Origin of the sequence: Paraglaciecola sp. 20A4 (assembly GCF_011378905.1) — a bacterium.
Classification (GTDB): Bacteria; Pseudomonadota; Gammaproteobacteria; order Enterobacterales; family Alteromonadaceae; genus Paraglaciecola.
On the sequence record NZ_WTPY01000002.1, the window covers coordinates 50,682 to 72,547 of the forward strand.

The 21,866-nt window shown below is 40.9% G+C and carries 15 protein-coding genes; 6 read left to right on the forward strand and 9 right to left on the reverse strand.

Features of this window, described 5'->3' with window-relative positions; all coding sequences use genetic code 11:
* The first annotated feature begins 5 nt into the window (after positions 1 to 5).
* Genes atpA through GQS54_RS02725 form a run of 4 tightly spaced genes read left to right on the forward strand, consistent with a single transcriptional unit; the run spans position 6 to position 4,337 of the window.
* Complete coding sequence (atpA, locus tag GQS54_RS02710) at positions 6 to 1,547, forward strand: F0F1 ATP synthase subunit alpha (protein WP_166422480.1); 1,542 nt, start codon at positions 6 to 8, stop codon at positions 1,545 to 1,547.
* A gap of 55 nt (positions 1,548 to 1,602) precedes the next feature.
* Positions 1,603 to 2,463, forward strand: coding sequence for a F0F1 ATP synthase subunit gamma (gene atpG / locus GQS54_RS02715; RefSeq protein WP_158772059.1), 861 nt, complete (start codon positions 1,603 to 1,605; stop codon positions 2,461 to 2,463).
* A gap of 31 nt (positions 2,464 to 2,494) precedes the next feature.
* On the forward strand, positions 2,495 to 3,880 hold the full coding sequence (gene atpD / locus GQS54_RS02720) for a F0F1 ATP synthase subunit beta (RefSeq protein ID WP_158772058.1): 1,386 nt from the start codon (positions 2,495 to 2,497) through the stop codon (positions 3,878 to 3,880).
* 43 nt (positions 3,881 to 3,923) lie between these two features.
* Positions 3,924 to 4,337 carry a F0F1 ATP synthase subunit epsilon gene (locus GQS54_RS02725; RefSeq protein WP_158772057.1) on the forward strand — a complete coding sequence of 138 codons (414 nt, stop codon included), beginning with the start codon at positions 3,924 to 3,926 and terminating at the stop codon, positions 4,335 to 4,337.
* Between the two features lie 134 nt (positions 4,338 to 4,471).
* Here GQS54_RS02725 and GQS54_RS02730 read toward each other — a convergent pair whose 3' ends face one another.
* Together GQS54_RS02730 and GQS54_RS02735 are read right to left on the reverse strand one after the other, a co-directional pair.
* Positions 4,472 to 7,489 (reverse strand): 7TM diverse intracellular signaling domain-containing protein, encoded by a 3,018-nt coding sequence (locus GQS54_RS02730; RefSeq protein ID WP_240919810.1) that lies wholly within the window; start codon positions 7,487 to 7,489, stop codon positions 4,472 to 4,474.
* 202 nt (positions 7,490 to 7,691) lie between these two features.
* Positions 7,692 to 8,291 carry a tRNA-uridine aminocarboxypropyltransferase gene (locus GQS54_RS02735; protein ID WP_166422481.1) on the reverse strand — a complete coding sequence of 200 codons (600 nt, stop codon included), beginning with the start codon at positions 8,289 to 8,291 and terminating at the stop codon, positions 7,692 to 7,694.
* 118 nt (positions 8,292 to 8,409) lie between these two features.
* Here GQS54_RS02735 and GQS54_RS02740 point away from each other — a divergent pair, with 118 nt between their 5' ends.
* Entirely contained in the window at positions 8,410 to 8,754 is a 345-nt protein-coding gene (locus tag GQS54_RS02740) for an MGMT family protein (RefSeq protein WP_166422796.1), read from the forward strand.
* Positions 8,755 to 8,853: 99 nt separating this feature from the next.
* Here the strand turns inward: GQS54_RS02740 and GQS54_RS02745 are convergent, their stop codons facing one another.
* The 4 genes from GQS54_RS02745 to GQS54_RS02760 all read right to left on the reverse strand — a co-directional run bounded on the left by GQS54_RS02745 (position 8,854) and on the right by GQS54_RS02760 (position 15,325).
* Complete coding sequence (locus tag GQS54_RS02745) at positions 8,854 to 10,344, reverse strand: tryptophan halogenase family protein (RefSeq protein ID WP_166422482.1); 1,491 nt, start codon at positions 10,342 to 10,344, stop codon at positions 8,854 to 8,856.
* Between the two features lie 26 nt (positions 10,345 to 10,370).
* Positions 10,371 to 11,414: a cupin-like domain-containing protein gene (locus GQS54_RS02750; protein ID WP_346766544.1), complete on the reverse strand. Its 1,044-nt coding sequence runs from the start codon at positions 11,412 to 11,414 to the stop codon at positions 10,371 to 10,373.
* 3 nt (positions 11,415 to 11,417) lie between these two features.
* Positions 11,418 to 12,158 carry a SapC family protein gene (locus GQS54_RS02755; protein WP_166422483.1) on the reverse strand — a complete coding sequence of 247 codons (741 nt, stop codon included), beginning with the start codon at positions 12,156 to 12,158 and terminating at the stop codon, positions 11,418 to 11,420.
* A gap of 125 nt (positions 12,159 to 12,283) precedes the next feature.
* Positions 12,284 to 15,325: a TonB-dependent receptor gene (locus tag GQS54_RS02760; RefSeq protein ID WP_166422484.1), complete on the reverse strand. Its 3,042-nt coding sequence runs from the start codon at positions 15,323 to 15,325 to the stop codon at positions 12,284 to 12,286.
* Positions 15,326 to 15,714: 389 nt separating this feature from the next.
* On the opposite strand from GQS54_RS02760, the gene GQS54_RS02765 reads away from it, so the two are divergent.
* Complete coding sequence (locus GQS54_RS02765) at positions 15,715 to 16,881, forward strand: HD-GYP domain-containing protein (RefSeq protein WP_166422485.1); 1,167 nt, start codon at positions 15,715 to 15,717, stop codon at positions 16,879 to 16,881.
* Here GQS54_RS02765 and GQS54_RS23485 read toward each other — a convergent pair.
* The 3 genes from GQS54_RS23485 to GQS54_RS02780 form a co-directional block, all read right to left on the reverse strand.
* Positions 16,878 to 17,060 carry a hypothetical protein gene (locus GQS54_RS23485; protein ID WP_166422486.1) on the reverse strand — a complete coding sequence of 61 codons (183 nt, stop codon included), beginning with the start codon at positions 17,058 to 17,060 and terminating at the stop codon, positions 16,878 to 16,880. The genes GQS54_RS02765 and GQS54_RS23485 overlap by 4 nt on opposite strands.
* 846 nt (positions 17,061 to 17,906) lie before the next feature.
* Positions 17,907 to 21,065, reverse strand: coding sequence for a DEAD/DEAH box helicase (locus GQS54_RS02775; RefSeq protein WP_166422487.1), 3,159 nt, complete (start codon positions 21,063 to 21,065; stop codon positions 17,907 to 17,909).
* Positions 21,055 to 21,864 (reverse strand): Hachiman antiphage defense system protein HamA, encoded by an 810-nt coding sequence (locus GQS54_RS02780; protein ID WP_166422488.1) that lies wholly within the window; start codon positions 21,862 to 21,864, stop codon positions 21,055 to 21,057. Before GQS54_RS02780 ends, GQS54_RS02775 begins: the two co-directional genes overlap by 11 nt.
* Positions 21,865 to 21,866 lie beyond the last annotated feature (2 nt).

Sequence of the window (21,866 nt, forward strand, 5' to 3'; positions counted from 1 at the left end):
AGAGCATGCAACTGAATTCCACTGAAATTGCAGAACTGATCAAACAGCGAATTGAACAGTTTGAAGTAGTAAGTGAAGCTCGTAACGAAGGAACTATCGTTGGTGTAACCGACGGTATTATCCGTATTCATGGCCTTGCAGATGTAATGCAAGGTGAAATGATTGAGCTTCCTGGTAATCGCTACGCTATCGCATTGAACCTAGAGCGTGACTCTGTAGGTGCGGTTGTTATGGGCCCTTACGCTGACCTTCAAGAAGGCACAAAGGTAACCTCATCAGGTCGTATCCTTGAAGTACCAGTAGGTCGTGGTTTACTAGGTCGTGTTGTAAACACACTTGGTGCCCCAATCGATGGTAAAGGTGCAATTGAAGCTGATGGGTTTGAACCCGTAGAAAAAATTGCCCCTGGCGTTATTGAACGTCAGTCGGTAGATCAACCTATTCAAACCGGTTATAAATCGGTTGATGCCATGATCCCAGTTGGTCGTGGACAACGTGAATTGGTTATCGGTGACCGTCAAACAGGTAAAACTGCTTTGGCCATCGATGCGATCATCAATCAAAAAGACTCTGGCGTTAAATGTGTTTATGTAGCAATTGGCCAAAAAGCGTCAACGATTGCTAACGTAGTGCGTAAGCTTGAAGAACACGGTGCAATGGCTCATACCATTGTTGTTGCAGCATCTGCTTCTGAATCAGCGGCATTGCAATACCTAGCACCATACTCTGGCTGTACTATGGGTGAATACTTCCGTGACCGTGGTGAAGACGCGTTAATCGTATACGATGACCTGTCTAAACAAGCTGTTGCTTATCGTCAAATTTCACTATTACTACGTCGTCCGCCAGGCCGTGAAGCTTATCCTGGTGACGTTTTCTACTTGCACTCACGTCTTCTAGAACGTGCTGCACGTGTTAATGAAAACTACGTAGAGAAGTTCACCAACGGCGAAGTAAAAGGTAAAACAGGTTCTTTGACCGCATTGCCTATTATCGAAACCCAAGCTGGTGACGTATCAGCATTCGTACCTACCAACGTAATATCAATTACCGATGGTCAGATCTTCCTAGAAACTGATTTGTTTAACTCAGGTATTCGTCCTGCGGTTAATGCTGGTATCTCAGTATCTCGTGTTGGTGGTGCTGCACAAACTAAAATCGTTAAGAAGTTAGGTGGTGGTATCCGTCTAGCACTTGCTCAGTATCGTGAATTAGCGGCATTCTCGCAATTCGCATCTGACCTTGACGAAGCGACTCGTGCTCAACTTGAGCATGGTGAGCGTGTAATGGAATTAATGAAGCAGAACCAATATTCTCCACTTTCAGTGGCTGATATGGCTCTCTCATTGTTCGCTGTTGAGAAAGGTTACTTGAAAGACGTTGAGCTAGATAAAATCTTAGATTTTGAAGCGGCGTTGCACTCGTACATGAACAGCGAATACGCTGAGCTGATAAAAACTATCAACGATACAGGTAATTTCAACGCTGAAATTGAAGCCATGTTAGCTGAAGCTTTAGAGAAATTTAAAGCAACTCAAACTTGGTAATCAATGGCACTGTCTTCGCGGACAGTGCATTCGTTGAATAATCGGAGATAGATTTATGGCTAGCGGTAAAGAGATAAAAGGTAAGATCGGGAGTATTAAAAATACTCAGAAAATCACCAGTGCAATGGAAATGGTTGCTGCGTCTAAAATGAAAAAGGCGCAAGACCGTATGACTGCAAGTCGTCCATACGCTGAGAATATTCGAAACGTGATCGGTCACCTGGCTAACGCTAACCTTGAATATCGCCATCCTTACTTAGAAGACCGTGAGATAAAGCGTGTCGGCTATATCGTTATTTCTACTGACCGTGGATTATGTGGTGGTTTAAACACCAACGAATTCAAGAAGGTCACGAAAGAAGCGAAAAAATGGCAAGAACAAGGTGTAGATGTTGATTTTGCAGCACTGGGTTCTAAATCATGTGCATTTTTCAACCGTTTCGGTGGCAATATGTTGGCCGCTGAATCAGGCATTGGTGATTCACCAAGTGTGAAAGATGTTATTGGTTTAGTACGTATTATGCTAACGGCCTTCAACGAAGGTAAAATCGACCGCCTGTATTTGGTGTTCAACAAGTTTGTAAACACCATGGCTCAAGAGCCACTGATCGATCAATTGTTACCTTTGCCTAAATCTGACGATAAAGCATTAAAGCACCGTTGGGATTATATATACGAACCGGATCCAAAACCTATTTTGGACACATTATTGGTTCGTTATATTGAGTCTCAAGTATATCAAGGCGTAGTTGAAAACGCTGCCTCCGAGCAAGCTGCTCGTATGGTCGCTATGAAAGCGGCCACGGATAATGCAGGTGACTTAATTGATGACTTACAACTGATATACAACAAAGCTCGTCAAGCAGCAATCACACAAGAAATTAGTGAGATTGTAAGCGGCGCGGCAGCGGTGTAGGCAAAGGTTTTAGAATTTAAGAGGAATTAACATGAGTCAAGGTAAGGTCGTCCAAATCATTGGCGCCGTTGTGGACATTGAATTTCCACAAGATTCGGTTCCAAAAATATATGACGCATTGCGTATTGCCCAAGGTGATTTGCAAGGTTTGACCCTAGAAGTACAGCAGCAACTAGGTGGTGGCGTAGTACGTACAATCGCCATGGGTTCTACTGACGGCTTGCGCCGTGGCTTGGCTGTTGAAAACAGCGGTGAAGCCATTCAGGTTCCAGTGGGTAAGGCTACACTTGGTCGCATCATGGATGTACTGGGTAACCCTATCGATGAAGCTGGCCCTATCGGTGAAGAAGAACGTATGTCTATTCACCGTGCTGCACCTACATATGAAGAACAGTCAAGTTCAGTTGAACTACTTGAAACAGGCATCAAAGTTATCGACTTGGTATGTCCGTTCGCTAAGGGTGGTAAAGTTGGATTGTTCGGTGGTGCTGGTGTTGGTAAAACCGTAAATATGATGGAGCTTATCCGTAACATCGCTATCGAGCATAGCGGTTATTCGGTATTTGCTGGTGTTGGTGAGCGTACTCGTGAAGGTAACGATTTCTATCATGAAATGAACGAATCTAACGTACTTGATAAAGTATCGTTGGTGTACGGTCAGATGAATGAGCCTCCTGGAAACCGTTTACGCGTAGCGTTAACTGGTTTAACCATGGCTGAGAAATTCCGTGACGAAGGTCGTGACGTACTTTTCTTCGTAGATAACATCTACCGTTATACACTTGCTGGTACTGAGGTATCTGCTTTGTTAGGTCGTATGCCATCTGCTGTAGGTTATCAGCCAACATTGGCTGAAGAGATGGGTGTGCTTCAAGAGCGTATCGCATCAACTAAGACTGGTTCAATCACGTCTATTCAAGCGGTATACGTACCTGCGGATGACTTGACCGATCCCTCACCTGCTACAACGTTTGCTCACTTAGATGCAACGGTTGTATTATCACGTGATATCGCCTCTCTTGGTATCTATCCTGCTGTTGACCCACTTGATTCAACATCACGTCAACTTGATCCGCTTGTTATTGGTCAAGAGCATTATGACACTGCACGTGGCGTTCAATCGGTACTTCAACGTTATAAAGAGCTTAAAGATATTATCGCTATTTTGGGCATGGATGAGCTATCTGAAGAAGATAGATTGTCTGTTTCACGTGCTCGTAAAATTCAGCGTTTCTTATCTCAGCCTTTCTTCGTAGCAGAAGTATTCACTGGTTCACCTGGTAAATACGTATCTTTGAAAGATACCATCACTGGCTTTAAAGGCATTCTTGAAGGCGAATTTGATCACCTTCCTGAACAAGCTTTCTATATGGTTGGTTCAATCGAAGAAGCATCTGAGAAAGCCAAAAAAATGTAAGCGTATCTTCGGATACGTTTGATTTTTTTTGTTAGGAGGGTTTATGGCAATGACAATTCAACTGAACGTGGTAAGCGCAGAAGATAGTATATTTTCTGGACTCGTACAGAGCATTCAAGTTACCGGAAGTGAAGGTGAGCTTGGTGTTCAGTATGGTCATGCTCCTTTGCTTACTACCATAAAAGCTGGAATGGTTAATGTGGTTAAGCAGTTCGGCGAAGAAGAATTGATTTATGTTGCTGGCGGTGTACTTGAAGTACAACCTGGTCACATATCAGTACTAGCTGATACAGCAGTACGCGCGTCAGACTTAGATGAGCAAGCCGTTTTGGAGGCGAAAAAACGTCTAGAAGAACATATTGCAAATCCAAGTGCTGATTTCGAATATGCAGAAGCTGCTGCAGAGCTTGCCGAAACCATCGCGCAGTTACGATTGATTCGCAAACTTCGCAAATAATTGAAATGCTAAATTGTTTCATGTGAAACCCGGCTATAAGCCGGGTTTTTTGTGTTTAGTATGTTCAGTAAAATGCTCGCTAAGGCATCACTACTCAATTATTAGTATCCAAACGTAACCAGTAGATTAATATTTTACTTCAGGGCCTCTGATAGTCTCTGAAGAGCACTATGAATCGTTTTAATGGCATGCTCATATACATTTATGTTTTTTTCACCCTCGTTAAGTACGCACGAGAGCTGTGCTAGGTAGACATTGGCGTGTGTCCAAGCGTTGTCTGTAAAGGCTTGCTGCAAAGAAGCAACTACTTGTATCGCTAAAAGCGTGTCACCTTTTTTGCTCAGTTTACGAATATCATCAAGCATAGCTTCACTGCGTGAAATAGCGGTGGGCAATTGTGCTAGATATGTTTCAAAGGATTGATTAAAGTTTACGATTGCCTGAGTGACGTCTACTCCAGGCAGACCAATGCACATATAGGCGTATTTTAGTGTTTTCGTTATGCTTTTTTCTAATGCAACCTCGTCATTTTTCGCTATGTGCCTTTCAAAAGTTTTAAATACGTCGCTTATATTGGCTAAGCCAAATGAGCCAGCAGCGCCCTTTATTCTATGAATTGATTCAATGATCGCGTTTAAATCTTTATTTACCCAAGCTTTCTCTATGCTAGCCAGTTCTTTGCGTAAATCTGCAATGTACCCATTGATTAGCGGTCGCATTTTGTCGTCAGCGACTTTCACCTTATCCGGAGTCGTCAAGTTTAGGTAGCGGCTGACTTTATTAACAAATATATTTCGTTCAATGGGCTTGGCTAAGTGATCGGTAAAACCAATTCGTAAATAATGATCGACTTCATGTTTCATCGTGTTAGCGGTCAAAGCTATAGCGGGCGTAGTAATTCCAATTTTACGGATATATTTGAGGGTTTCGACACCATCAAGCTCAGGCATATGAATATCAAGTAGAAGCAAATTAAATTGTTCATTCTTTAATACGTCTAATGCCTGACGACCTGTTGCCACTTCAGTTACCGCGATATTCATACGTTTTAGCAGTAAGGCGACTAGCTCTCGATTGTTGGGGTGATCATCTGCGAGTAACACCTTACAAGCACCTAAAAGAGGTAATTTGGGAGAATGAACAACTTGATTTATGTTTGAAAGATCAGCTTCCTCAGCGGTACTTAACCAAGGTGTATCCTTAGGGGTAACCAATTTAACTGTAATAGCAAAGGTACTACCCTGACCGGGCTGACTTTTAGCTTTGATATCGCCCCCTAATCCTTGCGCTAAGCGTTTCGCTATACTCAGTCCTAAACCTGTCCCTCCTACTTGGCGATTGATTACGCTATCGGCTTGAGTAAAAGGATTAAAAAGCTTATGTAAATTACCTTGACTGATCCCCTCTCCTGAATCGATTACTTCAATTACTAACATCGAATCGACAATACTGACATATAAACGAATATGCCCGTGATCCGTAAACTTCAACGCGTTATTCGTTAAATTAAATAATATTTGTTTGAGTCGCGTCGCGTCGGTAATAATCTGTTCAGGCAGAGGAAACGCATAATCTATGCGAAAACGTAAGCCTTTATCTTTTGCTCTTTTACTCACTACGGATTCTATTTCCCCAAGTAAGGAAAACAAGTGACACGGAGAGGCGTCAAAGTCGAGTTTGTTGGCATCAATTTTACTGAGGTCAAGAATATCATTAATAATATGCAGTAAATGCGCGCCGTTTTGATAAATAATATTTGTTACGCGCTCTTGCTCCGCTTTATCGATATCACCGAGTAATATACCGTCTGCATATCCCATGATGGAAGTTAGAGGCGTGCGGATCTCATGACTCATATTGGCTAAAAAATGATCTTTAGCTGAATTAGCTTCAACAAGCTTGCGATTAGACAAAGCTAAATTCTGATTGGCTTCACGTAGGGCCTGAGTGCGGAACTCGACGGCTTGTTCAAGCTGAGACTTGAGTTGAATATTGCGTAAATTTATTAGCCGCATCTTTTCAGCAAGGGCAAATGCCAAAATTAAGGAATCTGCAGCAATACCTACAAAGCCTAATAAATAGATATCTATGCTTCCAATACCAGGCAATATTCTTAAATTTAATAAGTTACCGACGATATTTGGCGCTATGACACAAATTAGGGCAAATACAAAATAACGCGCCGGTTTATAACCTTGTTTCCATGCAACAATACCCACAATTAGACCGATCAATAAAACGGCTGTACTCATTATGGATACGGCTATTAAACCCATAGCTTGACTATAAAATGCCAGCGGTAGTAGCAGTAAGCAAAGGCACCCAACTACCAATAGCAGGTACATCGTACGTTTTGATGTAATATTTAGGCGGAAAAATGCAATTTGAAAAAATGCGGAAAACGCCGAGCCGAGTAAAAATCCGGGCATTAGCCAAATTTTAGTGCTAAATAGATTTAAATACTCAAATACGCCGAAAAGAGCAGCCCACGCACTGGCATAAAACAAAGTTGATAGTGCGTAATAAAGATATTGATTGTCACGCATTACAATAAAAATGAATAGGTTGTATAAACCCAGCGCTAAGCATATTCCAAAGCAGATAAATAAGGTGACATTATGAATAGCTACAATATGCTTCATATGATCTTGAGTTTGTAGCGTTATCTTCATCGGTGCAAAGAAAAAGTCACTGCTGAATAACATTAACACTGTAACTGTTTCACCAGGTTGTATGGTTATATGACTGCCATAATGTAACGGGTAACTATTTTCATGGTCTAGTCCAGATAGTGTTGTCAGGGCTGCATTGTTACTCTTATAAACAGATATTTGTAACGTCTCGACAACTGAACCGTTGGGATGAAGAAACCAATTTTGGTTTTGAGTATCGTTATAAATTTCGAAAACGGTAACGTATCGGTCTTTAAATAGACTACTCATATTCCGATCTTTGAATGAATGTAGCCAGTCTTTCAACGTACTTTGATAGTTAGGAATTTGAGCGCTACCTACACTTAAGTACGCTAGCTCAGTGCTAATATCATTGTGCGTTATTTCTGATGTTGAAAAGTGCGGAACTAATACGCTTTGCGCTTTCGTTTCGGCACAAAAGCAGCACAACATAAAAGCCAAAAAAAAAGCTATTTTCAAAATAACACCAACATACTAACTAAACTCTCTATATTGCTACTTCAAAGGTCACAAAAGCGCGGTCGACCCTACTGTACGACCATAAATTATATTGTCGCCAATCAACGACTAATTCAAATTATGCATGACAAAGCCTAGAAGAGGTTAGTGTTTTTACCGTTTACGGTGTTTTTCCTTAAAATATGTGTGGTTATTAAAAATTTTACTGGTCTTGGCTCGATTGCATCGCTATATGACGTGCGAAGACTCGCGCTTGCATACCCAAAAATGTTTCGAGTAATGGTCCTGTATCAATTCCTTGCGTGAGATACAGCGTTTGGGCCAACGCCTCAAGTGTAGATAAACCTGATCCTACTGTTGTGTTGCGGATGTGGTATTTTCCTTGGGGCGGCTGAGCAAAATGGCATGCGGATAAATCATGTAGCCAAGGGTTTAATTGCCACATTCTATAAGCTTTACGCCAAGTAGCATCGAGCAATATAAGTGTATCAATTTTGCGCCGTTCCCCCTTATCTATCGATTCCAATGGAATGCTATTTTGACTAGGGTAAATCACATAGGCTTCACGCTTTTGCTCTTTCAAATTATGGGTAAGCTGGGAAAAATCGAGGGCCTTCTCACCCACCCAAATTTGACAGTTGGGCACACATAAGCGAATTAATCTCACGCTACTCTTAGCATGATGCGCTTCAGTGGGATGTTGCAGAATAATAATTTTCTGAGTGCTATTAACAGTACACAGCAAACTACATACGCATACTGACTGTGGATAACCGCAATGTGTACATAAAACTCTCCTCATAACGCTAAACCAAGTAGTTGCGAGTCTGATGTGGATGACAAATAAACGTGTTTGAGCATGGGTATTCTTATCGATGAAGGCATAATGGCGCTGAACGACTATTCTATCGAGATATTTTATAGTGAAAAACACATATTATAGCCAAATTTGGCAAACAGTTTGTGCTATCCCAAAGGGAAAAGTTGCCTGTTATGGGCAAATAGCAGATCTGGCCGGATTACCGGGACGCGCGAGACTAGTTGGAAAATCTCTTGGTTTTGTACCCAAGGATATGTTTGTTCCTTGGTACCGTGTATTGCGTTCAACTGGCCAACTTGCTTTTCCCCTAGGTTCTGAACAAGCGTTGCATCAAGCTGGTTTATTACAGGAAGAAAATGTAGCGGTTATCGCAAATAGAGTGAAACTCGCTACTTTTCAATGGCAACCAACGCTAGATGAAATGCTTTGGAAGCTAACTTCTTAACCTTCGTTATTAAATGCTCTAATGAAAAGTGTTCACTTACTGACATTTTCATAAATACAGTAAAGTACGTTTGTAATGTTTAAGACACTAAGAGATTTTTTAAGCAATAGAACTTTTACAGTAATGTTGGATAAAATCTAAATGGTTGGGTAACGAACTCACTCGCTTCGCTGTGTGATGTTTGCTGTGTGCTAAAAACATTGTTAATTCTTGCTCAGACATCGAATCGACTATGGGATGGTAAGCTTCTGGTTTTATGCCTTGTCCCAGCATTACCTGTAACCATGATGCTTCACCAAACAATTCGCCATCACCCTGATAGACATGACCACGTTGCGAAAACTGTTCAATGCGTGTGCGCAATGTATCAGGTATCGACATCTGCTTGCAGTGGCGCCAAAATCTAGAGTCTTTGCGAGCAGTAACGTGGTAATGCAAAACGATAAAATCTCGAATATTGTCGATTTCATTACGCATAGTAGAATTGAATTTTTCCACTAAGGCTGGCTCCATGCGCTTTGTGGGCAAAGACTGCATAAGACGAATGATACTTTGTTGAATAAGATGAATACTGGTTGATTCCAGTGGTTCTATAAAGCCACCCGCTAAACCTATAGCGACACAATTTTTATTCCATAGCTTACGTCTGACACCGGTTTTGAATTTGATCAGGCGAGGTGAATTCAAAGGTTTTCCCTGAATATTGGCCAATAATTGTCCTTGGGCGTCGCTGTCGGTTATGTATTTGCTACAAAATACCATACCATTGCCCATACGGTTCTGTAATGGGATTTGCCACTGCCACCCAGCATCGTGGGCAATTGAGCGGGTATAGGGGACGCTATCATTGTGCAACTCAGTTTGTATGGCCACGGCGCTATCGCAGGGTAACCAATGACTCCAGTCTTCATAGCCAGTGTGAAGAGCTTGTTCGATCAATAAACCACGAAAACCGCTGCAATCAATAAAGAGATCACCATCGAATACCTGTCCACTCTCCAGAACTAATGATTCGATCTGTCCATTTTTTTGATCCAAATTGACCTGCTGAATTTTACCTTCTACCCGAATTACTCCGTTCTTTTGCGCAAGATCGCGTAAAAATTTGGCATATAAACTAGCATCGAAATGGTAAGCGTGGTTTCTATTTTGCTTAGGAGCCGTGGCAAATTTCCCTAATCTGCATGCAAGGTGTTCGGTACAGTAGTCGCCAATTTCACTAGCAATGTTTAATTTATCGCCTCGTAACCAAAAATGATGAAAGCCTGCAGCCCAACACCCGTGAGAGAAATGTCCAAATGAATGTAAATAAGATTGATTTTTTTCTAGCCAGTTTTCGAACTTGATACCTAGTTTGAAGGTGGCGTTTGTGGCTGCCATAAATTCAGCCTCGTTGATTTTTAGTAAATCATGGAATAAATGCAGAGTAGGGATAGTCGCTTCACCAACGCCTACTGTGGGAATAGCATCAGATTCAACGAGCGTCACTTGAATATTTTTGCCAAATAACTTACCAAAAGCGGCTGCAGACATCCAGCCTGCGGTGCCACCACCAGCAATAACCACTTTTTTAATAGCGTGTTCGTTCATTATTCTTACCTGTACTGCACAGCCTTTTAACGTCTGAGCTTGTTTTGTAAGTCGGCACGTAACTTACGTAAGGTTAAATCATCCATTGGACTAGCTAGTATACTTTTAGCATTCTCTGGGATATGTGAGTAATCACTTTTGTTATAATCGAATACATAATGATCGAACAAATGTCGCCAAGCATCCCGCTGATGCTCGGGTAAATCTCGTAGGCTCATCATGGCGAGTAACAAGGCATTGGTAGGTCTGCCCATTTGTGCTGGTGTATCTCGCCACCAATGCGTTATAAGCACATTGAATCCACTCAACCCTTGTACATGATGCCACCACATACTGGGTAAAATAAGCGCATCACCAGCGTCTAGTTCTGCTACTTGGGCTGATTTAAGGGCATCAGTAAACTTGGGATGCCGTATCAAATCAGGATCGGCAAAATCTACGGTACTAATTGCTTGTCCGCCGGGTGCTTTGTCTATTGGACCAACGTACAGATTTTTAATTTGCTCAGGTGGAAACAAAGTAAAGCGTCGTTTGCCTACTGCACAACAGGCTAAATTTTGGGCAAAGTCATAGTGAGCTGCAATGAAACTAGCATTGCCCAACCAAATATTTACCAGCGGTGCGTTAACGTCACGTAATGGTTCTATGTCTTTGAGTAATCGAGGTAAACTCTGGGCAATGCTGGTGGCGCTAACATAGACACATTCTTGGTTGTCACCGTTACCTCGTCTGAGTATCTCGTCCAATACTTGGGTTAATGCCTGTTGCTTTGTCTGAAAATTGAAGCCCGACATATCGCGATTATAAAATACTCGCCCTTTTTCAGATGCTGGCAGATAACTGGCATTGAACGGTGTACCTTGATCGAACTGTAATAAATATTGTGCCGCTGCCAGATCAGATTGTTTAGCCGCCTTTACAAGTGGCCAATGTTGGCAATAGCCTTTTAAGATGATTGGCTCTTGGCTTACAAGTAAGACTGATGGTAAGTTGTCCGGAGACATACCTTCAATACACTTTACCTTTTGCGTAACGTGAGAAGTATGCGTAATTGTTACCTTAGAATTCACAAATCACGCATCTATAGCATGGCTAATACGCTGGTTTTTACGGGCGACTAAATCTCTAAAGTGTACTTGTGAGGCTAAAATCAGATAGGCTGCTTGCAAATAACCGGTGTTGTGTAAGCGCACTATATTTTCCGGACTTAAATTATTAAGTACTTCTTCATTAATCGTATAAAAGCCAATTAATTGATGTTTTTCGCCACTATCTAGAGTGACGTCTAACGTCATCGACTCAAGTAGGTTGAGCGTGGTTAAAGCACTGACGAATGCTTGGTTACCTTGTAGTCCGTGGTGTAATGTTTCTAATATGGCGGCTATATCTTCTAAATATTGACTGTTACCGCCGTACTCTAAAAATAATTCAATGCCTTCGGTTTTACTTAATCGGGGGGAATCCAAATCGATGGTAATAACGCGTTGCTGCTCTGTTATGCCATCAGTGGTTATATCCTGGGTACCGATAAAGAATGGCAATCGTTGAACTGACAAAGGTAGGTAAGCGGCATCCCATTTATCATCATGTAAAAATAGGTTTTCATGCTGTTCAAAACCAAACAAAGTGATGGGAGTGAATTGACCACTTTCAGGATCTTTATGAAATACAATAGGGTAATGTGCTTGTACGCTGCGTATTTCATCCACGAATGTAGGCGTAAACCAAAGGTTATCAGCATACTGCTCACCTCTTTTGGTGAGCACCCGTAAATCGCTATGTTCAATACTATTTAGTAATGCATGGTTTGCCATATAAGCCCCACCTTTATTTATTGTTGCCAATTAATGCTCATTATTAATTATTTTATTTATTCGCTTAATTAGACAAAAGCCGCAGTACTTTTTAAGTACTGCGACGCACTTTTTAAAATTTAATATTAAAAGGTATATCTAGCTCCAATGTTATAACGAGCGCCTGATTGTGTCAGTTTGTAAATCAAACGATTATCCCGGCCGAATTCATTGATATATTCATCAGTAATATTAATGCCTTCTAAGAATACGGTCAGTCCTTCGAGCTGTTTTATTTCGTAACTTACGTTAAAGTCAATTTGATAATAAGCATCGGTAAATATAGGCGCTGTTAAATCACCATTTACTCGGCGTTCATTTAGAAACTCATCACGCCAGTTATAGGCAATTCGCGCTTGTAAACCGTCTTTATCATAGAAAGCAACTAGATTAGCGGTGTCACTCAAACCCACGAGTGCTTCCGTGTCACTTAATGATGATTTATCGTACTCTAGTCCGGAATCAACCATTGTGTAGTTAACTATTGCGCCAAAACCAGATTCACCAAATAGGTGTTGAACATTAAATTCAATACCGTCTATGGTGTGTTCGGTATCACCGTTTACCGGAACATTGATTCTAAAGTTAACAAGGTTGTCAGTGGCTGAATCGCCCAATATTGTTCCGCCGTCCAACTCGCCATTTTCGTCAAACTTGGGTGTAACGTTCGGATCATCAGCATAGTTCTCAAAGATGTATGTGCGTAACTGTTGGTTTGTCGCACCGGCACCTAATGCAGCTACCGCAGCATCAAATTTTTCACCATCTAATGGGTTCGCAAGATTGAAAATCGTTGAATTGCTGGTACCTGTAGTAATCCAATTTTTTACGTCCTTTCTAAAATACCCTAGGGATACATAACTGCCTTCTTCGTAATACCATTCAGCAGATAAATCGTAATTTACCGATTCTAATGGACGAAGTCCTGGATTTCCTGAATTCCCCGAGTAACCACTCAAGCTACCCGCCGTGCTGATAGTCGTACCGCCTTGTAGGGCACCGTAACCAGCACGTGAAATCGTTTTACCCAACGCAGCGCGCAAAATAATGTCATCTGTGACCGACAGATTAAAATTAAAACTGGGTAAGAACTGTGAATAGTCGGCGGATTGCTTAAGGGTTTCTATTCCGGTAACGCCAGTTACAGCGGTAGAGGTCGCTTCTGACCACTCCACTGTACTATACCCTGGCGCTGATGCAGTTGAGGTGATATCCGTTTTTTCATAACGCATACCTAGATGAGCGTTATACGGCATATCACCTAACTCGCCATCATAGTGGAATTGCACAAACGCGGCTGTCGTTTCTTCTTCAGTAAAGCGGTTAGTTTCAGCGTCCCAGTTGGTTGAAGCACAAAAATGCCCTTCACCATTTGGACCCGCAGATGCTCCGTCAGGAGCTAAACAGTCTCCCCATACAGTATCGACGTTGGCCACTGGATCAGCAAATTCAGCAGCACGAACTATTTCATCGAAATCGGCATACCAAATACGATTAAATAAATCATATTCACCTTGAGTTGCCGTTCCCTCAAAATTACCTGCTTTAGCATCGAATTTATCCAGAATAGTGTCTTCAGTCCAGTTTACGTCAGCAAAGTCACCTTCTACTCCTACACCGCCCCAGTCGGCGCGTTGAACTTGGGTATGGCGGTAGCGATTGTTTACCGTATTTATTGATACACCAAAGTCGATGCTGGCGTCGTCATTTAATACGTATTTACCTTTCACTTGGGTTTGGTCTATTTCTGATGTATAGAAATCATTGGCAAACCAACTGCCCGACAAGCGCATGGTATTTGGATTGAAGTTTTCAATATCACCAGTCGCAATACCTGGTAACTCGCCTGTAAGATCTAAACCTGTCCGGGGACGAGTGTAAGAAGGTAATTGAATATTGTTACGAGTTCCATGGCGAGGGTCTGAAGCCTTCATTTCAGCTTCCGAACTGTGGTGATCTAATGTTAGCTCAAGGTCGTCATTAACCTGCCATTCTACATTAAGGCCTATTGAATCAATACTCTCTTCACGACCCCATGCGCCAACTGTCAATGAGGTATCTTCTAAGTCCGCATCACTGTTAACTTCATAAATTTCCGAGTATATCAGCGGCACTGCGTTTGGTTCGCCGGTCCAAACTGATTCGCTGCGATCACCAGCATAACCAAACCATACTGAAGCGTCGGTGTGTTGCTCTTCTATGTTGTTGCGGATCAAAGTGTAATCTAATGTCGCAGTGATGTTGTCAGTAGGCCTAAACTGTAAAACAAGTTGGCCGTTGGTTCTGTCCCTTTGACGTTCTTCAAATACATATCTAGGTTGTTGGGGGTTTGAATAGATACCTGACGTAGGACGATTTGTTCCACCCTCTGCACCAGCTGGTACACCACCCCAACCAGTATTGGTATATTCACTTGCTCGGTAGCCTTGGGTATCAATAAATTCTTGCATTCCGCTTTCACGTTCTTGATAACTACCAGATATAGATATACCAAAAGTTTCGTCAGCGAAGGTTTGCGAATATAAACCGCTTATTTCCGGAGTTTTGTCGCCCTTATCAGTCGATTTATCATCGACTAATTTAGCCCCAAAAGTCGCTTTTGTTCCTGGAGACTGAAATGGGCGGTGAGTCGACAAGTTAATTGTTGCGCCAATACCACCAGACGTTACGCTGGCATCTGCGGTTTTATAAACTTCAACACCAGATACACTTTCTGAGGCAATATTAGCAAAATCGAAGGTTCTACTACCTGTTGTGGTAGGCATTTGACGGCCGTTTAAGGTAATAAGATTATTCGCTGCACCAAAGCCTCGAACGGTGACTTGTGAGCCTTCACCACTGGCGCGGTCAATCGATACACCCGTAATGCGTTGGAGTGATTCGGCGAGGTTAGAATCAGGGAATTTCCCCATGTCTTCTGCGGATATAGCGTCTACTATGCCACTTGAGTCGCGTTTTATATCCATGGCGCGTAATAAACTGCCGCGAATACCACTGACTTGAATAACTTCTACATCTTGCTGGGCTGCTTGCTCTTGAGCCATAACAGGCATAACTGCTGCACTACTGAGTAGCAGTGAAATACTGCTCGTCAGCAATGACTTTTTAAATTTAGTGTGTGAATTCATAAATGTACCTTGTGATCCTGGTTGATAATCATCCAAAGAGGCGCAAACCTTGGTGCTGCAAATAGCCTTACGGTAACAGCAAGATGTAAACGCACGATTACGTTAAAGTCATGTTAACTATATGTCAATGCGCCATATTTAACTTGTTATTAACAAAAGTTGTTATTAATTTATTTTTTTTCGTGAATTGTTACTTTGCAACGTAATTGGAGAATATAAAGTCAGCGATAAGCCTGAATTGATCCGCTTAATATAAATTCGCTGAGAAAGTAATACGGAATGAAAAGGTAATTATTGCTGTTTAACCATCTATCGGATTTGCGCAAATATGCAAAATCGTTTATTTTTCTCGCATCCTCGGTCTTCCGTCTATTTGGAATATATTTTTAGTGTTGAAAACTATCCCGGTAAATGAACTAGAAATCGGCATGTATGTTGACTCGATTGCAGTGCAAAACGGTAACCTAAAAATTAAAAGTAGAGGAAGAGTGACAAGTGACGCTGCTATTGCTGCAATGAAAAAACAAGGGATCGTATCCTTGATTATCGATTTGAGTAAGCAGTTACCTAAACCTGAAGAATCCCTACCTCAAGTTGAAGACGTTAAAGATATAGATATTAGTTTTGCCGATGAAATAGGTAAGGCTGCCAAGTTGCATGATAAGGGTAAAGTTCTGCAACGTCGCTTACTGCAATCGGTAAACAAAGGCCTACCGATCGACATTGCTATACCAAAGGAATTTACCACTAAACTGGTATCGTCTATTAATCGCAATCCCAATGCGTTGTTGTGCATGACGAAAATTCGCGAAAAAGACAGTTATTTACTTGAACACTCATTAAACGTCGCTATTTTATTAGCTAATTTTGCAAGTTACCTAGAAATGCCTGAAGACGAAGTGCAAGAGTTAGCTTTATCTGGGTTTCTACATGATATTGGTAAAATTAAGGTACCTGATAATATTTTGCATAAACCTGGTCGTCTAACGGATCAAGAATTGGTTGTGATGCGTGATCATGTTTATTTCGGTGTGCGTGTATTAGAAGATATGGGGATCCCTGCACGGATTATTGAAACTATCTCCCAGCATCATGAAAGGTTAGATGGTTACGGTTACCCTGAAGGTGCAAGAGGCGACGAGATAGGCCTGTTTGGTCGAATGATAGCGATAGTTGATACTTACGATGCTATTACCGCTGATCGTTGTTACAAGGCAGGAGTGCCATCGCAAAAAGCACTGAAAATTCTGCACGCAGACACACCCGTTAAATACGACCAGCATCTAGTTGAGCAGTTTATTAAATGTATTGGGGTATATCCGGTCGGCAGTTTGGTGAAATTATCCAGTGAGAAAATAGCGGTAGTGATTAAACAGAACGACAACCACCCTCTCAAACCTTTAGTGAAGGTTTTTTATTCTGTACGCAGTGCGCATTACTTATCTCCGGTAGAAATTGACTTATTACACTCTCAATACCGAGTTGAAAAAGCGGTAATGGCGAGTGAATTCAAGTTAGATTTCAACCGGTACTTCAATGAATCAATAGCTCTCTAGCTGCTTCTTACGCACTGTAGAATCACTTTTACCTGATCCGCTGTAACGTCCGAAGGGCATACTCCCTTACTTACCAATGTATGACGAATTTGCTCGGCATTATCGGCAGCTAGCGCGTTGCTATTGCGTTGAATATAACGCGTAAGTTGTTGCTGTAATTTTCGTGTTAAACAAGACATCTGTACATCTAAACCAGTTAATTATCTTTCATTTAAAGTACGCATCCGCAACGTAAACTATATCAGGTAAAATCGCGGCTACACCATGCTAATACTCGTCTGCATATAGCAAGCCATCTAATTAAAAGTAATATAAATCAGCTTGTTAAGAATGCAGCTCCTTTTGTCACCCAGTCATTGTTAAAAATTTTGACATAGACTAAAGATTAGAAAAGCAAGCTTTGATGACGAATATAACTGCCTTTGCGAATGGTAAATCGATGTGTGCGCATACTAGGGTAGTTGCAAAGATAAGAGAACCGTTTCAACAGTTAAAATGCTGCTTATATATTCAGATAGGTTGTTAAAACGTAATAGCCCGCTTTAGCAGAAGTTAGGCTGCATGATTCACGCCGTAAATATATCGCTAACAAACACGAGTAAGTTGTTAAATGAAAGTTGGTCAATCCGCTTCAATGCATGTCATACATGAAACTAAGATCACCATGTTTAGCAGTCACCAATTCTGTTGGGCGGAGATGTCGGTCGATGGGTTTGGGTAACTTAGCAGTTCAAACATAGAGCGTTGCTAGGTGAAAAACTGACTGTTGGTTAAAAAGTATTTTATATTCGACCTAACTAGACATAAAAAAGCCTCTAAAATAGAGGCTATAAGAGTAATAGCGAATTGTTTTACCTACTCGATATTCGCGATCTGTTTGTTGAGTTATAAATATATTTATTTTAAAAACAAAAGGTTAGCAGTGGTTTTTGTGGGATTAATGTTTTTGCCCACAAATTTGTCCACCTTGAAGTGGCGTAGTTAATTTGGCCCCCTAACTAGAGATGTTTAGCATTTGGTTGTGGTTAGCCGTATATCGTTTTAGCAAATACGCTTGGAAATTGCTGTAAAGCTGGTTCTAAATAAGCTCGAGCATCTTCAAAAAAAGATTCACCGATAGTTTTGTCACCGCCGGTCAACATAATGAGATTACCGATATATCTACATACATAGCGATCCGATAAGCCTTTAGCGTAAAGTAAATGTTCAACATCCGATTTTAAGCCTAGTTTAAGAGAGCGCTGTAAGTTTCTTACTTGCTCAGAGTGAGCTTTTAAACGCTCCTGGCTTTCCATTAAATCTGCTATTGCACCAATTACCAACATGACGTCATAACCCAATGCGCTGTCACACACATTCAAAATATTATCGATTGTGAGAGCTCGTTGCTGACTACCAGCTATAAACTGGTATTCCCGCTCATTTGCTTGATTCAAAATATCAATATAACTATCACCAGCAAGCCACTGCTTAGCAATATAAATACCTGCGTTCTCTCCTACTAACTTATGTAATACTTTATTCTGGGCAACATCAGTTGCCAATGGCCACAAAACGTCAAGCAAGTGATCAGTTAAGAGTTCTTCAGACAATAATTCGATATTCTCATTGATCCAAGTTTCTATTTTATGCAACTCAGCAACACCCAACAGAGCTTTACCGAATGCAGTTCGTTTTCCCACTTCAACAGTATTTACTGATGTAGCAGCAATGGTAAAAACTGATTGCAAACTTACCCTCTCATCATCATTTGCTAAGGAGTAAGCTAAGGTGCTTGAATAAAGTTCAAGTATCTTACTTTCAATCAGGTCTTCTTCAGAAGAGTTCGCTAAAAGATAGCTCTCGATACTTTTAAAATAAGCTTTCCTCAAATCCATTTGAGCAAGCAAACCTGAGATATCTTGTCCTTTGGCAGCCTTAATACTTAACTGAATGTATTTGTCTGGGTCTTGAATGAATTTAATCGGATTTATATCGAAAGGGTCATCTTCAAATGGCTTAGCTAAGCTTAGCAAGCTGCTTGAACAGTGTTCTGACTGTAAAGGGTCAAGCATGGCCTGCATATTTTTCCACTGCCACCTTTGAGTAGAGTGTCTTTTATCAAACAGCTCTGTATCTGTAAAAATAACGCTACCTTCAGTATGTTTACCTGAGCGCCCAGCCCTACCTAATAAGTTGTGGAAGTCACGTGTAGAAATGCGTTTTTGTCCTTGAAATACTCCAGAAACAATTAAGTATTTAATCGGTAAATTTACGCCCTGTGCTAAAGTAGAAGTACAAACAACACATCGACCTAAACCATGTTCCATGGCGTATTCAACTGATATCCTAAGGCCATTAGGAACGCCAGAACTGTGAGGTAATATACCTAGTAATATTGCTTTGGTAAGAACTGAACCCTCACCTAAATGTAATGCTGATAGCTTTGCAATCTTTGTCAATTCGTCTTCAGCAGACGAGATCATTGGTAGATATAGGTCATCAATTCGATCTGCTGCTAAAGAAATCGCTTTACAAATTTTCTTAACAGTTATTTTTGTTCCGCAAAATATAGCTACTGGGCCAAATTCCGATAGTTTTGCTCCCAAATATGCGGCAATACTGCTTTTATCTGACTTATCAGGAAAATATCTTTGCTTTGTTTCCCTACCTATCAATGGAATCTGTATTCGTTCCAATACCCTGGGGACGAAAAACTCTTCAGAGTTTGGCTCTAGTGGTTTGACATAGTGAAACTGGCCACGTTGCCTAGTCCAACTACAGAAAGCTACACTTCGTTCAGTAGACAGGCATTCTGAACCATTAACAGACGTTCCTTCTTCCGCATAAAGCCATTCACCAATAGAATCGGCATTAGAAAGAACGGCTGAGATTAATACATGCTGAGTGGCCGGGTTTAATTTTTGTTTTAGTGAAGTTAATAACAACTCATAAGTTACACCGCGCTGTCCTGTATCAAACTGATGGCCTTCATCATAAATGACTAATGATACTTGATCAGCCAATTCTGGCTTATGCCGCAATAAATACACAAACTTTTCAGGCGTACTCACTACAATACTTGAACCTCGATCGTCTAGCTCTATTGAAGAAAATATTTGAGCAAATAACTCTTCGTCAAAAGCATCAACTTGAGGAACATCATTAAGTTGATTAATTAGTACATTCTCACCCAAAAACGCTTCTGATAAAGAATCACTAATTTCTCTGCATAAAGACCTAAATGGAGCAATAATTACTGCTACACTTGTTCTTTCAGCTAAAAACGCCGAGCGAATAATAAGTTCCGCAGACTTGGTCTTCCCTGCGCTTGTCGGCATTTGAATAACAGCAGATTTCCCTTTGTAAACACCATTTTCACCTAAAAGCCGTTGAGCAGGCCACAGTTCATCAATGAATGTATCTTTACCAAAGGCAGGCATCCATTCATTCAGGGAAATACCACTAAACTCAGGAAGAAGTGATACAACTGAATTATCAACACGCTTCTCAACAATTGCAGCAATAATATCAGCAATTAAAATTTCTCTATCACCGCCCTTATCATGAACATAGTTTCGCAGTTGCAACGCAAACCTTTTTGCATTTTGTCCTTCTCGCATATTCGATTGACCGTAAAATTTTAATAATGAGCTAGTTAAACTCATTACTAACGGAATATCGATTATTGGAGGAGATGGGAATTCTGAAGGTGATGTTCTTCCCATTTTTATTGCATCTATAATTTCTCTATTAACAATTGTTAATTGTGGTATTTGAGGGGCCGTTAATAGTTGTTCAAGTAAAAACTCTAGGCCAATATTAGTTAAAACTTTACGGTTGTTTTTTAGCTGGCTAGAAATTACAGATGCACTTCCTGGCATATCTGACAAATAATACGAAGCGGAACCTAAAAGGTATAAGTAATATTCATAGTTAGGCTCAAGCTGTGTCTGAATTAAAGAATCAAAGTACCTGGCGACACTACGTAACTCATTTTTAGCTTCTAAAAGAAACTCATGATTTTGTTCTTCTGATAATTGTAAATGGCATAAATCACCTAGTATTCCAATTGTCATGATTAACAATTTACTAGGGCTAGTTGTCAAGCGAATATGGTGCTCTTCTTCAATGCCGAGCTCGTACATTTTGGCTTTTGCTTTAGTTATAGACAGCAAAGTTGAAGATGAATTTTCAAACCTCATGAGCAGCCCTCTCGTATAAGGCATGTGCAAGCGACATTAATTCATTACCATGAAAAGCAACTAATTCCAAATCATTGGTATATGGATGAAGATTCGAGTCAGCCTCTGCTAAAACGTCCTTATCAAAAGCCGAATTAGAACAAACAGCAGCGGCACCAAACCTGGTTTTGTATGGCTGGTTAACAGAGTCTTGAAAGCGATTAATTAAAACTATGCTTGGCAATTCCTGTCGATCAAACATCCGCTGTTTAATACCATTCAGTGACTCACCAAGCCTTAAATAATCTTTAGCTGAGTGATCAATTGCCTCTTGTAACATTGGTTTAGGTTTGGCACTTAACTTCGCTTTAACTTCATAGACTAGCAGTTCATCTTTAGAGGAATCTGTAGCATCTTGTTTAAAAGCTAAAACATCAGAACCTTTAGTCGATTCATTTGGTACACCTTTTCTATCATAACGCGTACGTGGGACTGTATAACCTTGAAGGTAAGTTAAATAATCTGCAACTAATATTTCTGCAAAATCACCTGCTCTAATACTAGGACCTGGTGCTTTTGCGGGATCAGGAAATTTCATAGTGAGCAAGTAATCGGTTCGACTCTGTGCAGGGCCTTTAAGAATATCAATATGCCCATCGCAGCAGTAATGATTTCTAAAGTGCTTTGCCCACTTTGTCATTATATCCTGATTGCTTACATCGTAATCAAACCTAAATATTTTCGCTGTTTTACCACATTGTGTAGTTATTTCTTCACCTGTATCTACGAGCCAATCCAAGTGTTCATTCGTCCATGGCATAT

What these genes read in the sequence shown, in the direction of transcription:
- GQS54_RS02780 (WP_166422488.1), bottom strand. Translation starts at nt 21,864, where the DNA reads ATGCCATGGACGAATGAACACTTGGATTGGCTCGTAGATACAGGTGAA.
- atpD (WP_158772058.1), top strand. Translation starts at nt 2,495, where the DNA reads ATGAGTCAAGGTAAGGTCGTCCAAATCATTGGCGCCGTTGTGGACATT.
- GQS54_RS23485 (WP_166422486.1), bottom strand. Translation starts at nt 17,060, where the DNA reads ATGTCTTGTTTAACACGAAAATTACAGCAACAACTTACGCGTTATATT.
- GQS54_RS02760 (WP_166422484.1), bottom strand. Translation starts at nt 15,325, where the DNA reads ATGAATTCACACACTAAATTTAAAAAGTCATTGCTGACGAGCAGTATT.
- GQS54_RS02755 (WP_166422483.1), bottom strand. Translation starts at nt 12,158, where the DNA reads ATGGCAAACCATGCATTACTAAATAGTATTGAACATAGCGATTTACGG.
- atpA (WP_166422480.1), top strand. Translation starts at nt 6, where the DNA reads ATGCAACTGAATTCCACTGAAATTGCAGAACTGATCAAACAGCGAATT.
- GQS54_RS02745 (WP_166422482.1), bottom strand. Translation starts at nt 10,344, where the DNA reads ATGAACGAACACGCTATTAAAAAAGTGGTTATTGCTGGTGGTGGCACC.
- atpG (WP_158772059.1), top strand. Translation starts at nt 1,603, where the DNA reads ATGGCTAGCGGTAAAGAGATAAAAGGTAAGATCGGGAGTATTAAAAAT.
- GQS54_RS02775 (WP_166422487.1), bottom strand. Translation starts at nt 21,065, where the DNA reads ATGAGGTTTGAAAATTCATCTTCAACTTTGCTGTCTATAACTAAAGCA.
- GQS54_RS02735 (WP_166422481.1), bottom strand. Translation starts at nt 8,291, where the DNA reads ATGAGGAGAGTTTTATGTACACATTGCGGTTATCCACAGTCAGTATGC.
- GQS54_RS02725 (WP_158772057.1), top strand. Translation starts at nt 3,924, where the DNA reads ATGGCAATGACAATTCAACTGAACGTGGTAAGCGCAGAAGATAGTATA.